This window comes from Saccharospirillum sp. (assembly GCF_039982735.1).
In the GTDB taxonomy this organism is placed as follows: domain Bacteria; phylum Pseudomonadota; class Gammaproteobacteria; order Pseudomonadales; family Natronospirillaceae; genus Saccharospirillum.
This window is the reverse complement of the sequence record NZ_JBDWXV010000019.1, coordinates 110,932-124,497: the sequence shown is the minus strand read 5'-3', so window position 1 is coordinate 124,497 and position 13,566 is coordinate 110,932. Positions and strand designations below refer to the sequence as shown.

At 53.9% G+C, this 13,566-nt stretch carries 15 protein-coding genes; 13 read left to right on the top strand and 2 right to left on the bottom strand.

What is annotated here, in order from left to right:
• From ABJT94_RS17140 to ABJT94_RS17115, 6 genes are all read left to right on the top strand, one after another.
• Nucleotides 1–509: leucine-rich repeat domain-containing protein (locus ABJT94_RS17140; protein ID WP_348493934.1), on the top strand; the 509-nt coding region annotated here is incomplete at its 5' end.
• Between the two features lie 92 nt (nt 510–601).
• Nucleotides 602–1,111 carry a GNAT family N-acetyltransferase gene (locus tag ABJT94_RS17135; protein WP_348474498.1) on the top strand — a complete coding sequence of 170 codons (510 nt, stop codon included), beginning with the start codon at nt 602–604 and terminating at the stop codon, nt 1,109–1,111.
• Nucleotides 1,112–1,176: 65 nt separating this feature from the next.
• Nucleotides 1,177–1,953: an aminoglycoside phosphotransferase family protein gene (locus ABJT94_RS17130; RefSeq protein WP_348474497.1), complete on the top strand. Its 777-nt coding sequence runs from the start codon at nt 1,177–1,179 to the stop codon at nt 1,951–1,953.
• Nucleotides 1,954–2,032: 79 nt separating this feature from the next.
• Nucleotides 2,033–2,542, top strand: a complete 510-nt coding sequence (locus ABJT94_RS17125; RefSeq protein ID WP_348474496.1) for an N-acetyltransferase family protein — start codon at nt 2,033–2,035, stop codon at nt 2,540–2,542.
• A gap of 79 nt (nt 2,543–2,621) precedes the next feature.
• Nucleotides 2,622–3,293, top strand: coding sequence for a hypothetical protein (locus ABJT94_RS17120; protein WP_348483195.1), 672 nt, complete (start codon nt 2,622–2,624; stop codon nt 3,291–3,293).
• A 75-nt stretch (nt 3,294–3,368) separates the two neighbouring features.
• A complete protein-coding gene (locus tag ABJT94_RS17115; RefSeq protein ID WP_348476323.1) occupies nt 3,369–3,677 on the top strand; it encodes a hypothetical protein in 309 nt (102 codons plus the stop codon).
• A gap of 311 nt (nt 3,678–3,988) precedes the next feature.
• On the opposite strand, the gene ABJT94_RS17110 is transcribed toward ABJT94_RS17115, so the two are convergent.
• Both ABJT94_RS17110 and ABJT94_RS17105 read right to left on the bottom strand, forming a co-directional pair.
• Nucleotides 3,989–5,680: a diguanylate cyclase gene (locus ABJT94_RS17110; RefSeq protein ID WP_348476322.1), complete on the bottom strand. Its 1,692-nt coding sequence runs from the start codon at nt 5,678–5,680 to the stop codon at nt 3,989–3,991.
• Nucleotides 5,681–5,808: 128 nt separating this feature from the next.
• A complete protein-coding gene (locus ABJT94_RS17105) occupies nt 5,809–6,699 on the bottom strand; it encodes a LysR substrate-binding domain-containing protein (RefSeq protein WP_348476321.1) in 891 nt (296 codons plus the stop codon).
• Nucleotides 6,700–6,837: 138 nt separating this feature from the next.
• Here ABJT94_RS17105 and ABJT94_RS17100 point away from each other — a divergent pair, with 138 nt between their 5' ends.
• The 7 genes from ABJT94_RS17100 to ABJT94_RS17070 all read left to right on the top strand — a co-directional run bounded on the left by ABJT94_RS17100 (nt 6,838) and on the right by ABJT94_RS17070 (nt 13,545).
• Nucleotides 6,838–7,638 (top strand): citryl-CoA lyase, encoded by an 801-nt coding sequence (locus tag ABJT94_RS17100; RefSeq protein ID WP_348476320.1) that lies wholly within the window; start codon nt 6,838–6,840, stop codon nt 7,636–7,638.
• Nucleotides 7,639–7,657: 19 nt separating this feature from the next.
• The gene (locus ABJT94_RS17095; RefSeq protein ID WP_348476319.1) at nt 7,658–8,800 is read left to right on the top strand and encodes a CoA transferase; all 1,143 of its coding nucleotides are present in this window, start codon (nt 7,658–7,660) and stop codon (nt 8,798–8,800) included.
• Nucleotides 8,801–8,821: 21 nt separating this feature from the next.
• Nucleotides 8,822–9,763 carry a dioxygenase gene (locus tag ABJT94_RS17090; protein ID WP_348476318.1) on the top strand — a complete coding sequence of 314 codons (942 nt, stop codon included), beginning with the start codon at nt 8,822–8,824 and terminating at the stop codon, nt 9,761–9,763.
• A 64-nt stretch (nt 9,764–9,827) separates the two neighbouring features.
• A complete protein-coding gene (locus ABJT94_RS17085; RefSeq protein ID WP_348476317.1) occupies nt 9,828–10,919 on the top strand; it encodes a C4-dicarboxylate TRAP transporter substrate-binding protein in 1,092 nt (363 codons plus the stop codon).
• A 75-nt stretch (nt 10,920–10,994) separates the two neighbouring features.
• The gene (locus ABJT94_RS17080; RefSeq protein WP_348476316.1) at nt 10,995–11,573 is read left to right on the top strand and encodes a TRAP transporter small permease; all 579 of its coding nucleotides are present in this window, start codon (nt 10,995–10,997) and stop codon (nt 11,571–11,573) included.
• Entirely contained in the window at nt 11,570–12,895 is a 1,326-nt protein-coding gene (locus tag ABJT94_RS17075; protein WP_348476315.1) for a TRAP transporter large permease, read from the top strand. Before ABJT94_RS17080 ends, ABJT94_RS17075 begins: the two co-directional genes overlap by 4 nt.
• Before the next feature lie 14 nt (nt 12,896–12,909).
• Nucleotides 12,910–13,545, top strand: a complete 636-nt coding sequence (locus tag ABJT94_RS17070) for a malonic semialdehyde reductase (protein ID WP_348476314.1) — start codon at nt 12,910–12,912, stop codon at nt 13,543–13,545.
• The last annotated feature ends 21 nt before the right edge of the window (nt 13,546–13,566 follow it).

The window sequence follows — 13,566 nt, the reverse complement described above, 5'->3', positions numbered from 1 at the left end:
TATGCGCTCTGCGCCTTAGCGATTACTATGGGTTTAAAGGCGAAGACCTCTCATTCCTTGGTTCGCTTGGGTTCCTGAAGAGTCTTGAGATCTACTGTTGGGATGCAAAGGGAGTTCAGGCTGTTGGCGATTTACCGCATCTCGAAGTTTTGGGGCTTCAGTTTCGTTCGGCCCGGAAGATAGAGTTTTCTGGATTTACTAGGTTGCGGGTGGCGATGGTTACTTGGACAAAGGGACTCCAATCGCTGCTGGAAGTGGCTACGCTTGAAAAGCTGAACATCCAAAATTACCCATACATAGACCTAGCACCGTGTGTGCGCCTCTCGCTGCTGCGAAGTCTGTATCTGACTTCTAGAAAGTTAGAGAGTTTGGCAGGGATCGAGAGCCTAAAGAATCTGGAGGTTCTTGATCTATACAACTGCCCCCAATTGGCTTCAGTGGAGGAGGCGGATGGCTGTCCGAATCTTCAAAAGCTCGAAATCGAAGCCTGTGCGAGGCTTAATGCATAACCAGGCGGTCAACGGGACCGCTTTTCCGCGCCGCCTTCGGCTCTGCTCCAAAGCGGCCCGATACCTCAGCGTTAAGCATTGGATTGTAAAAAGTGATAGAAACCAATAGATTGCTTCTTTTAAAACCTAGCGCAAATGATCTGGATGTCATTTCCGACATACTGTCTAGTCCTGAGCAGACAAAATACCTTCCAAATGAAGCACCTTATTCAAATGCCCAAAAAAATGAATACCTAAACAAGCGAATTGCTCATTGGGAAAATCATGGATTTGGTACATTTATATTTGTACTTAAAGACAATCCAGAAATGAAGCTAGGATTTGTAGGTGCAGAATATGCACCAAATCCAGAATTCATTGATATTAGATTCGGAATATCTCATGTGTATGAAGGGCAAGGGTTTGTAACGGAAGCCGCAAAGTCCTTAATAAGTTGGTTCTTCGAAAATACAGAATTCAAAAAGCTCTATGGTGTTTCAATGATGGAGAATTTTGGTTCTAAAATGGTACTAAGCAAGATTGGAATGGCCCCTGAGAGTGATGTGGATCTCTATAATTGTGAAGAACTTGAGAACTATAGTATCGAGGCACCTTATGCATAAAAATCACAGTCATTTGACGCGAAAAAGCCCGCTCAACTGCTGCAAGCGTTAGTTGAATAAGGATTATGGAAGAACTAAAATCAAATCGAGAAGGGGCTATTTATAAGGACGGGAATGCTGTGGTGCGGCCTATTAACCCCTGGACGAAATCGACCCATCTTTTTCTAAATCACTTGAGTATGAAAGGGGTATTGGGAGTTCCCAAAGTATTAGAATTCGATTCTAAGTCTGAAAAACTTCAATACATTGATGGTGAAACCACTGATTTTCCTCTCGAAGGTGAATTTTCAAAAGAAGGAGCTTTAATCAGTGCTGCCAAACTACTAAGAGAAATCCATAACTGCTCAATTGATTTTGTTAAAAGCCATAATGTGAAAGCTATGGTGTGGATGCTTCCAGCAGTTGAGCCGCTTGAGGTCGTTTGTCATGGTGATTTCGCCCCATACAATTGTGCCTTTATAGATGGAAAAGTTTCAGGTGTCTTTGATTTTGATACAGCGCATCCAGCACCAAGAATTTGGGACCTCGCATACGCTATTTATACTTGGGCTCCCTTTCAATCAGATGGACACTTAAACAAAGTGCCACTATCGGATCAGATTGATCGAGCAAGGTTATTTTGTGATATTTATGGTGCAACTGATATCCAGCGGAAGGAACTTCCGGCGATGATGATCAAGAGGCTTCGCGCATTAGTCGAATTTATGCGTATAGAAGCTAAGAAAGGGAATGTTCAATTTATTGAAAACATTGATGGTGGGCATCATTGCGCCTACCTAGCAGACATAGAGTACATTAGTAGCCAGGAAGGAATGATAATTCATGGGCTTCTTGTCAACTGACAATCCATTGCAATGGACTCGGAAAGAGCCTCTCGCCATTAAATGGGGGCGTTTAGCTTGAATAGAAAAAGGACATTCCATGGAAATTCGATCTGGTAAATTAACAGATGTAGTGGGCATCACCGATATCTTTAACTTCTATATTGAAAATACCAATGCTCGCTTTGAAGAAATTCCTTTTACAGTGAAAAACCGTCAAGAATGGTTCTCTCAGTTCTCAAATGACGCTAAGCATCAACTTTATGTCGCTACAGAAAATGAAGTACTGCTAGGGTTTGCCTGCTCTCAACAGTACAGAGCGATATCTGCTTTTGACGATACTGTAGAAGTGACAGTTTACCTAGCAAAAGGGGCTAAAGGTAAAGGTTTAGGTTCCAAATTATATACTCAGTTGTTTTCATCAATAAGTACGTATGGTGTGCATCGTTTATTGTCGGGTGTCGCATTGCCAAATGACGCATCAGTTGCTTTACATAAACGTTTTGGCTTTAAAGAAGTAGGTGTTTTCAACGAGTACGCAAAGAAGCACGGGCAGTACATTAGTTCGCTGTGGTTAGAAAAGGCGTTGAACGTAGAGTCTGCATTATAATAATACTAGGCACAGCGACTCTATTACTCGCGCGTGCTATAAGCGTTTTGAGCTATTTTAGCTTCAATCGAAAGGGGAAATGATGATACATCGATACTTACTGGTGCTTTTATTTGCTGTCACTTCGCAAGTTTTCGCAGAGTCTCTAACGCTTTGGCAAGTCGAATTAGAGGCTCCTGATTATGCAATTAATGTGGTAGTTGAAGACTACGAGAAGTATTTCACAAAGACGCTCACGTTTGATGTAGAGGCAATAGATCCCGCCGAAATATCTGATTTTTACTCCAATTTATTCGAGCAAATTAATTGGAGTGACCCCTTGGCTGCCAATTCCAATGGTTCGAATATTCCTGGTGGTTGGTCAGGTTACAATATCCATATGGGCACAAACGGTAAGCCAGAGGCAATATATGTGAAAGGTTGGCAATCGGACAATGTGCCAGCATCAGGAAACCTTAAGTTGGTTCTAAGTTCGTTTGATGGTGAGGGTTATTCAGGTTCAGTAACTGTGGCAGTCATGCCAACTGTAGATATGTCGCCATTATTTAAGCTAAACCAATTGATCTCGGCTGATCCTAAAAATATATTCTTACTTTATCAAGAGCTAAATGAGAACCCATTTGAAATATGGAAAATTGAAGCAAGCGATTTCCCGACAGTAATAGATGGTTCTTTACTGCATAGCTATCTAGAAATCGTAAGAGAAATTGAAAATAATTATCAAATATACGGCGAAACCTATGCTCCTTGACTAAGTATTTGCACTCTTAACAAGTACGGGCTTGGGATTCGTTCCTCGCCCCAGACGTAAACATTAGGCAATACCATGGAATCTTCAGAAAAAAAGTGGCGCGGCGGCGCTAGAATTGACTTAATGAACGCAACTTGGCCTTTTGCGAAACTCAAAGTTACCAAGACAGAACTCGATTTACGCGTTACATTTTTCGGTAAGTATGTTTTCAAACCCGAAGATGTTGAACGTGTTGAAGCGTATGGGCTAATTCCTTTTGTGGGGAAAGGAGTTCGAATTCATCATAATGTTGCAGGTTATCCTAAGAAAATTATCTTTTGGTATCTATGCTTTAGCCCTAAAGAAATTGTACATACAATTAAATCTCTCGGCTTCGGTACCTAACAAGCGCACCAAGGCACCGACACTAAGCGGCTATTAGAAGCCTGTTTATTATAGTTTAGACTAATCAAATATAGTGCCGGGTGTCCAAGGGACCTCGCTTCGAGCCATTGAACAGTCACTTCAGCAAAGGTATATCGATCGAGCTATCCAGATCTGCCTTAAAACCCGGCACCAGCCGGTGCCTGATCCGTTTAGCCGGGTCAGGCTGTCTAACGCGGCTGCCGCTGCAGCTCCAGCCAAAAACTGAACCGCCAACGCGACGGTGGTCACAATCCCTATCAACCGAACCGCCACTCTGTTCAGTAGTCGGGTCAATCAGAGTGATAGTAAAACCGGTTCCTGCCCAGTCCTTTGGCGCGATACATGGCCTGGTCTGCCTGGTTCAGCAGGGAATCGATTGAATCGTCAGGCTGGGTCAGATAGCCGCCGACGCTGACGGTGATATGACAGTCATCATGCATGGTTTCTTCAATCGCTGATCGAATTCGCTCACCCAGTTGCATCAGAGTGTCGGCATCGCAGTCGACCATAACAATTAAGAATTCATCTCCACCCCAGCGGGCTGCCTGATCATAGATTCTCAGGTTGTCTCGCAACACGGTTGCTACCTGAATCAGCGCCTGGTCACCGCGGGCGTGGCCGTGTTGGTCGTTCAGTTCTTTAAAGTGGTCGAGGTCGATCCACAATATTCCGAGCGAGGTGTTCTCGCGATGGGCACGGTCGAGCCAGGTGGCCAGGGTGTCTGTTAGGCCCCGGCGGTTGAGCAGATTGGTGAGCGAGTCTATGCGGGCCAGAGATTCCAGTTGGCGGGTGCGCTCCTGTACGCGATCTTCCAGTTCATCGGTATGGCGAAGAATCGACTCCGCCATCTCCCCAAAATACGCAATCAGTCGGCCGACTTCTCGCTGTCCTTTGGGTAAGCGCTCTACCTTGAACGTACCATTTTGCAGAGAACGCATCGAGCCGCCCATTTTTTGCATCGGGGTCAAAAACCAGTGATTCAGCAGCAGGTAGATCATGACCAGGCTGGCTATCAGCATCACCGACATCAGTGCCAGGGTACGGAAAAAGGGCTCTACGGGCATCAATTCGGTCAGGTCGATCAGGGTGACGGCAAACCAGTCGATGTCCGGTAAGTGGGCAATGCCGAGCAGGTGGCGTGTCCCTTCCCGGGTCACAAAGACCGTTTCAACCTGCGTCTCAGCCTGACTGTTTTGCCTCAGTTCGCGCATTAGCTGCCTTACCGCCGTCACGTCTTTCGAAGTATCCAGTAGCCGGTCGATGGTGCTCTTTTGGCCGTCGGGTTTAACCTGGGTGGCGAAATCGATCAGCGACGCGTCGCGATAGAGTTGAATGGCGCCGTTGGCGTCCAGAAACAACGAGGTGATGCCAGGTTGGTTAAGGTCGACGATGTCGCGCAGAAAGGGCCCCAGCTCAAGGCCTGTTCCGGCGAGGCCGACAATCTCGCCCGCGTCAGTGCGAATTTGGGCATCGATCCACAGCATGGTGACGCCCAGCTCGGGGTCCGGGTTAACGTTGAGGTGAAAATCCCGCCCGGCCGCTACCAACTGATAGAACCAGGCATCTTTGGCGGCTTGTTCATCCAGAGTGTATCGATGCAGTGCCGACGCGTAGTCATTGTCTGCATTGTTGAAGTAATAGTCGCCGGTATTCTCCAGGGCGACGAAAAAATTGCGGTCGCGAAAGCTCTGGCGGTACTGTTCCATTTCCTGTTCAGCTTCGCGGGTGAGTTCCGGGTCACTCTGGTTTGTGGCCCAGCGCTTAATGACGCTTGAGGTCGCGAATTGCTGCGACAGCGCGATTTCCCGGTCCAGTGGTTGTGACAGGCGGGCGCTGTCATAGAGCACCTGTATCTCTGCAATCCGTTGCCCCCACTGCTCAATGATCGTCGTGGCGGAGCGGTTAAAGAGGTACAGCGCAATCAATGACGAGACAAATATAAGCCCGGCCGTTATTAAGATGAAACGGTACTTCAGACTCAATGGTGTGCTCCATAAGTAAGTCCTTTTATAGAGAAAAGTGTAGTACAGAGACACGCATCTGTATGTGGATTGTTAAGGCGGGGCCAGGTTTCCTTACAGATAGCCTTGCCGCAGGTGGCGACCCACCATCATCGAGGCTGCCCCTGCAATGCCAGTTCGCGAATAATATTGGCCATATACCGCGTGGCGAGGGGGCGTTCACGGTTGCGGTTCCAGAGCAGGCCAGGGGTGCGAATCGGCGTTGGGTTTTCCAGCGCCACCGCGACCAGATCCGGCTCGCCGCTCAGGGCATTGTCGGAGACGATGCTGCACAACCGCGTGCGCCGCACCAGTTCCACCATGGGGGAAATGGCGTTCATTTCGGCCACAACCTGCGGTTCGGCCCCTGCGGCGTCAAAGCACTCGTCCAGCAACTGCCGGGTCGAGAAATTGCGGGTCAGCAGCGCCAACGGCAAGCCATTGAGTTCAACCATACGCACCCGCTTGCGTTTCGCCAGCGGATGGTTCGGGCTCATGATCAGTTTCAATTCCTCATTGAACAAGGGTTCGAACCAGAGCCCGCGTGGCACTGCCGGCCGGTAGGAAATGCCCAGGTCCAGCGTACCCGTCTCCAGGCCCTGGGCAATCTGATCGCCGGATAACTCTTCGACCACCACCTTCACTCGCGGAAACTTATCCATAAAAGCGGCGAGGCATTGGGGAATAAGCTGCACGTTGAAGCTGTGTGTGGCCGCAATGCGCAATTCCCCGGTCAGTTGATCGGGCGGCGCTTTCAACGCCCCAACGGCGGCATCCACTTGTTTCAGAATGGGGGTAATCGTGTCTACAAAATCACGCCCGGCCTGGGTCAGCGATACCGACTTGCCATCCCGGTTAAACAGGGCAACCGACAGTTCATCTTCCAGTTGTTTGATCTGGTGCGACAGCGTCGATTGGGTGACGTGGGTGCGCTCAGCCGCCCGAGTGAAGTTCTGCACCTCGGCCAGCGCCACGCAGTAACGTAAATGCCTCAGTTCCATGGTCGCTCCGATTGGCTGTGCGTTTATCTATCGATGGTATCGATCATTAATATCGAAATATATCATTTTTGTAAATGGTTCGGTGGGGATAACGTGAGGGCAACTCGACAACAATCACAATAAACACCGGAGCCGACCATGAAGATAGGGCGCGAAACCACGCCGAAAACGGCCATCTGCACTTCCAACGAACACACCATCGTCGTGCGCGGGCAGGACCTCTGCCAGGACCTGATCGGCCAGACCAGCTTTACCGACTACTTCCTGCTGTTGCTGACCGGCAAACAGCCTTCCGACACCGCGCGCAAGGTGGTCGATGCCACCCTGGTCTCCATCGCCGAGCATGGCTTTGTGCCCAGCGTTCAAGCCAGCCGCATGACCTACGCCGCTGCGCCCGATGCCCTGCAGGGCGCCGTCGCCGCCGGTATTCTGGGGTGCGGTCCGGTCATCCTCGGTGCTTCGGAAACCGCCGGGAAAATGTTTGTGCGCATCCGCGAACGCATGAACGACGGCACCAGCCTGGACGACGCGGCTTTGGCCGAAGTGCAGGCGCTTCGGGCCGAACGTCAGCCGATTCCGGGCTATGGCCACCCACTGCATAAATCCCGTGACCCGCGTGTTGATGCCTTGTTCAAGGTCGCCCGCGATGCCGGTGCGAATCTGGACTTCATCGCCACCGCCGAGGCGGTCGAACGCGCCATTCCCAAGGTGATCAGCAAAGCGCTCAAGTTGAATGTATCGGCGGCTATTCCGGCCGTGTTGCTGGGTGTTGATTTTCCGGTCTCCGCGTTGCGCGGCATTCCAATTCTGGCCCGCACAGCCAGTCTGATTGCGCATCTTTCGGAAGAGGCCGAGCAGCCGAGTGGCTTTGCGCTCTCCTACCAGGCCACGCAACACCTGGAATACACCGGCGAGACACCCGACGGCTACACAGCCTGATCACCGAGGAACCGTACAGATGATCAAAGTACTCGAAGGCATTACCGTGATAGAGCAGGGCACCTTCATCACCGGTCCGGCCGCCGGCATGTTGCTGGCGGATCTGGGGGCGAACGTGATCAAGGTTGAAATGCCGGGCACTGGCGACCCGTTTCGCGCCTTTAAAGGCGGCTTGTACAGCCCGCACTACCAGACTTACAACCGCAACAAACGCAGCATCGCGCTGAACACTAAACAGCCCGAAGATCTGGCGATTTTCGATGACCTGATTCGCGACGCCGATGTGTATATTCAGAACTTTCGCCCCGGCGCCGCCGACCGTCTGGGTGCGGGTGAAGACCGCCTGCGGGAACTGAACCCGGGGCTAATTTACTGCTCCATCAGCGGCTTCGGGCCAGACGGCCCCCACGCTGGCCGCCCGAGTTACGACACCGTGGCCCAGGCCGCCAGTGGCTTTCTGAAACTGCTGATCAACCCGGAAAACCCCCGCGTGGTCGGCCCGGCCATGGCCGATGCGATGTCCGGCTTTTACGCGGCCTACGGCATTCTGGGTGCACTGTACGAACGCAGCCAGACTGGCAAAGGCCGAAAAGTCGAAGTCTCGATGCTCGAAGCCATGTGCCACTTCAATCTCGATGCCTTCACCCACTATTTCTCCGAAGGCGAAATCATGGGGCCCTACAGCCGCCCGCAGGTATCGCAGAGCTACGTCATGGAATGCGCCGATGGCAAGTGGGTGGCGTTGCACATGTCATCGCCCGAGAAATTCTGGCAGGGCCTGGCCAATGCCATCGGCTACCCGGAACTGCTGCAAGACGAGCGCTTCAGCACCCGTGAAGGCCGCATCGACCATCAGGAAGCGATGATCGAGGTGCTCAAACCCATCTTCAAACAGCAGAGCCGCGACACATGGTGCGAGCGACTGGAAGCCGAAGACGTGCCGCATGCCCCGATGTACGACTCGAATGAAGTGCTCGAAGACGTGCAGTTCAAACACCTGCAGTTGGAAGTTTCAACGCAGCATCCCGAAATGGGCACCTTCCGGTCGGTGCGCTCACCCGTATCCTACGACGGAGAACGGCCGGTCAGCATTACCGCACCACCGACATTGAATGAACACCGCGACGCCATCGTCGCCGAACTTCAGGCACGCAAAAAATAAGAAACAGTGAGGGCCAACCCCATGTTCGAATTGCCGAAAAAAGAAGACATTTTCAACCACGGTATTCCATCCACACCGGATGACATTACCGAGATCGTCATCAAGGCCATGGGCCAGACTGAGAATCCGCGCCTGCGCGAAATTCTCACCGCCCTGGTCAAACACCTGCACGCCTTTGGCCGCGAGGTGAAACTAAGCGATGAAGAATTCACCCAGGCGCTCGATGCCGTCACGCGCCTTGGTCACTTGAGCGTCGGCAAGCACAACGAAACCGTGGTGATGTCCGACGCGCTCGGCTTCTCCACCCTGGTGATGATCCTGAACCAGAACCGTGATGCCGATCAAATGTCGCCCGCCTTGCTCGGCCCGTTTTACACCCGCAAGGATCCGGAATACCCGAACGGCTTTAACATTGCCCGGGATAAGCCCAAAGAAACCGATATTCCCCTGTTCGTGCGGGGCCGGGTGCAGGATAAAGACGGCACACCGCTGGCCAATGCGCTGGTCGAAGTCTGGCACGCCTCGCCGGAAGGTCTGTACGACAATCAGGATGAAACCATGCCCGCCAACAACCTGCGCGGCAAGTTCCGCACCGACGGCGACGGCCAGTTTCACTTCCGCACCATTCGCCCGGCCAGCTACCCGATTCCGACCCACGGTCTGGTCGGCGACATGCTTCGCGCCCAGGGCCGCCACCCGTTCCGCGCAGCGCACCTGCATTTCACGGTATCGGCCGACGACCACGCCACCCTGGTGACACAGATTTTCCCGGAAGACGATTTGTTTGTTGAATCCGATTGCGTGTTCGGGGTCACCAGTGCCGACCTGGCCATCGACTTCCCGATGCACAACGACGACAAGGCACCGGATGACGATGTAACCGGCGCTTACTGCACGCTGGACCTGACGTTTGATTTATCGCCCGGTGAGTCGCGCTTGCCGCAATCACCGATCAATGCCTGACGACAAACAAACGACCCGTTGTTAACGCAAGACTCTAAAAACAAAACAAGAGAGAGACGAAGCCATGAAAACAACCATCACCCGGGGCGCCATTGCCGCTACCCTGACTCTGGCCACCACACTGCCAACAGTGGTGAACGCCGAAGAAACCATTAACCTGACCGTCGGTTCCAGCCACCCCACCACCATCCCCTGGGTCGGCATGATTCCGAACGTCTTCATTCCCGAAGTCGACCGCATTCTGGCGGAAAGCGGCGACTATGAAATCAACTGGACCGAGGCTTACGCCGGCCAGTTGTATGGCGCCAACGCGACCCTGACGTCGGTCGGCGATGGCATTGCCGACATCGGTTGGGTGTTCAGTTATCTGGAAGGCTCGCGCATGCCGCTGAGTCAGTTGAGCGCCTACACGCCGTTCACAACGAGTGACCCGGAACTGATTCTTGACGTGTTCGTCGACCTGATCAACGACCAGCCCGAACTGGCCGACGAATGGGAAGGCAACAACGTGGTGTTCCTGGGCGCCACCGCGTCGGATACCTACGACATCTACACCAACTTCCCAGTCAACGATTTATCCGACCTCGACGGTCGTCGCATTTCCGCACCGGGCGTACTGGGTGTGTGGCTCGACCCGGTGAACGCCACCCCGGTCGATGGCACCCTGGCCAGCTACTACACCGACATTCAAACCGGCGTGTCTGAAGGGGTTGTTACCCTGGCAACCGGTGCACTGCCGGCGCGCATTTATGAAGTGGCCCCGTACATCACTCAGGTGAACCTGGGCGTGGTGTTCTCCGGCGGTATTGCCATTAACCGCGACCGGTTCGAAAGCCTGCCAGAGGCCGTTCAGGATGCCATGAAGCAAGCCGGCGCGGTGTACACCGCCGCCCACGGCCGCGACCTGGCCGAACGTTACCAGAGCTCGCTCGACCGCATGGTGGAACTGAGTGCCGACGGCAACAACCCGGTTCAGATCACCGCCCTCACAGCAGCCCAGCGCCAGGAGTGGATCGATGGCATGCCGGACCTGGCACAGCAGTGGGTCGATAACAACGAAGCCCGCAACCTGCCCGCAAGCGACATTCTGCAAGCCTACATGAATGCCATTCGCGAGCGTGGCGTGCAGCCAGAACGCGCCTGGGACGAACTCTGAGTTCGGTACCCCCTCGACGCAACGGCCGGGCGGGTGCCCGGCCGTTACCACGGTCACTCCCTGGAGCAGTATGCCATGAACGTGAAATCGCTAGTTTTCGGCCAGGGCACCGGTAACAGTCTCTTTGGCTACCTGGTGGATGGGCTGAACGCCGCCGGGTCGCTGTTGATCTTTGCCATCATGGCACTGATTTGTGCCGATGTGTTATCCCGCAATCTGTTTAACCAACCCATCGATGGGGTGGCCGAAATGGTCGCTGCCTCGATTGTGATGATCGTCTTCCTGCAGTTGGCCAGCACGCTGCGCCACGGCCGCCTGGCCCAGGCCGACATCTTTATTTACGGCTTTACCGTCTCATTCCCTCGCATCGGGCGCAGCCTGACCACCCTCTATTACCTGGCGGGCGCCGCCATGTTGGGCGTGGTGTATCAGGGCACCGTGCCGGTGCTGATGCGCGCGATTAATCGCAATCAATTCTTTGGCGTGGAAGGGGTGTTCACCTTTCCCGTCTGGCCCATTCGTACCGTGGTGGTGGTGTGCGCGGCCGTCACTGTATTGCAATTTCTGGTGCTGGCGGTGCGCGAAGCCCTCTGCGTGGTGCGCGGTACCCCCATTAACACACCCGCCGCCCCCAGTTCAGGAGAACCCTCATGACCGGTTTGGAAATTGGCCTGGTCGCCGTCGTGGTCATGCTGGTGCTGATTTACATCGGCATGCACATCAGCATCGCGCTGATGCTGGTCTCGTTCGGCGCCATTGCCACCCTGCGTGATTCCGGCCTGGCCACGCGCATGGTCGCCGCCGCCGCGAACGATTCGCTAGGCAGTTATTTGTACGGCGTGGTGCCCTTGTTTGTGTTGATGGGCTTACTCGTCGTGGTCTCCGGTGTTGGGCGCGATACCTTCGATGTGTTTCAGCGCCTGCTGCGCAAAGTGCGCGGTGGCCTGGGGTTGGCGACCGTAGGTGCCAATGGCATTTTCGCCTCCATCACCGGCATCAGCGTTGCCTCGGCGGCGGTGTTCACTCAGGTCGCTGTGCCCGAAATGCGTCGCCACGGTTACACCCCGAAATTCTCAGTAGGTGTGGTCGCGGGCAGCTCGGTACTGGGCATGCTGATTCCACCTTCGCTGTTGATGATCGTCTACGGTGTGTTGGCCGAGCAATCGGTGGGCCGCATGTTCATTGCCGGTATTATCCCGGGCCTGATTCTGGCGGTGAGTTTCTGCATCACCATCATGGTGCTGGCCTATGCCTTCCCGGACTTTATGAACCAAAAGGGCCACCAGCCCGTTGCCGACCCGGAAGGCATAAATCCATCACGCCTGGCCCTGGCCAGCAAACTGATCCCGATTCTGATTTTAATGCTGCTCGTGCTCGGTGGTTTGTACTCAGGCTTCTTCACGCCCACGGAAGCCGGTGCCGTCGGCGCCTGTGGCGCACTCGTGCTGGCGTTGGCCAAGCGCCGCCTAACCTGGGGCTCTTTTTACAAGGTGCTGGGTGAAACCGGCCACGTGGCGGTGTCGATTCTGTTTCTGATTCTGGCGGCCTCGTTATACAGCCGCATGCTGGCGCTCACCGGTTTGCCGATGTCCGTCGCGCAGTGGGTCACCTCGCTTGACCTCGCCGTGTATGAATTTTTGTTCGTGTATTTGCTGGTGATCATCCTAATGGGCTGCATCATCGATTCGGTGTCGATCATGCTGATTGTGTTGCCCATTGTGCTGCCGATTGCCCAGTTCTTCGGGCTCGACTTGATCTGGTTTGGGGTGATTACCGTGGTCGCGGTTGAGATTGGCCTGGTCACGCCACCGTTTGGGATATCGGTGTACACGGTAAAAGCCAGCCTGAATGACGACACCGTCTCGGTAAAAGAAATCTTCAAGGGGGTAACGCCCTTCTTCATCGCCATGCTGTTTGCACTGTTCGTGCTCACGGTGTTTCCAGCGCTCTCCACCACGCTGGCTTACCTATATTAGAGGTGACTGCTGCCATGACATCATTGTCGACCGCACCCCTGGAAGACGCGCGCCACACCCCGCTGGATGATTGCGCGCTCAACCAACTGTTCTACGGCGCCCGTACGTTTTCCTACTGGCAAGACCGGCCCGTCGACGACAACAAACTGCGCCAGTTAGCCGAGCTTTCCGGCCTGGCCCCAACCAGCATGAACTGCAACCCGCTGCGCATTTATTTCTTGCGCACGGCCGAGGCGCGCGAGCAACTGGTGCCTGCGTTAAAGGAAGGCAACGTCGACAAAGTGCGCCAGGCGCCGGTCACCGCCATACTGGCCTACGACCGCCGCTTCTACGACCACCTGCCCACCCTGTTTCCACACAACAAAGACGCCCGTTCCCTGTTTGTGGGCAACGAACCCCTGCGCGAAGAAACCGCCTTTCGCAATGGCAGCCTCCAGGGTGGCTACTTTATTCTGGCCGCGCGGGCGTTGGGGCTAGATTGCGGCCCGATCTCCGGTTTCGATAACGACAAGGTCGACCAGAGTTTCTTTGGGTCGGAGAACCCGCACCTGCGCAGCAACTTTATTTGCAACCTGGGTTACGGTGATGAAACCCGGTTGCACGCGCGCGGCCCGCGCCTGAGTTTTGATGAAAGCTGCCGGCTGTTGTAAACCGGCCGGTAGCCGAAGAGT

Excerpts from the sequence above, each read along its gene's own strand:
- ABJT94_RS17130 (WP_348474497.1), top strand. The coding sequence starts at position 1,177 with ATGGAAGAACTAAAATCAAATCGAGAAGGGGCTATTTATAAGGACGGG.
- ABJT94_RS17125 (WP_348474496.1), top strand. The coding sequence starts at position 2,033 with ATGGAAATTCGATCTGGTAAATTAACAGATGTAGTGGGCATCACCGAT.
- ABJT94_RS17120 (WP_348483195.1), top strand. The coding sequence starts at position 2,622 with ATGATGATACATCGATACTTACTGGTGCTTTTATTTGCTGTCACTTCG.
- ABJT94_RS17115 (WP_348476323.1), top strand. The coding sequence starts at position 3,369 with ATGGAATCTTCAGAAAAAAAGTGGCGCGGCGGCGCTAGAATTGACTTA.
- ABJT94_RS17105 (WP_348476321.1), bottom strand. The coding sequence starts at position 6,699 with ATGGAACTGAGGCATTTACGTTACTGCGTGGCGCTGGCCGAGGTGCAG.
- ABJT94_RS17100 (WP_348476320.1), top strand. The coding sequence starts at position 6,838 with ATGAAGATAGGGCGCGAAACCACGCCGAAAACGGCCATCTGCACTTCC.
- ABJT94_RS17095 (WP_348476319.1), top strand. The coding sequence starts at position 7,658 with ATGATCAAAGTACTCGAAGGCATTACCGTGATAGAGCAGGGCACCTTC.
- ABJT94_RS17090 (WP_348476318.1), top strand. The coding sequence starts at position 8,822 with ATGTTCGAATTGCCGAAAAAAGAAGACATTTTCAACCACGGTATTCCA.
- ABJT94_RS17085 (WP_348476317.1), top strand. The coding sequence starts at position 9,828 with ATGAAAACAACCATCACCCGGGGCGCCATTGCCGCTACCCTGACTCTG.
- ABJT94_RS17080 (WP_348476316.1), top strand. The coding sequence starts at position 10,995 with ATGAACGTGAAATCGCTAGTTTTCGGCCAGGGCACCGGTAACAGTCTC.
- ABJT94_RS17075 (WP_348476315.1), top strand. The coding sequence starts at position 11,570 with ATGACCGGTTTGGAAATTGGCCTGGTCGCCGTCGTGGTCATGCTGGTG.
- ABJT94_RS17070 (WP_348476314.1), top strand. The coding sequence starts at position 12,910 with ATGACATCATTGTCGACCGCACCCCTGGAAGACGCGCGCCACACCCCG.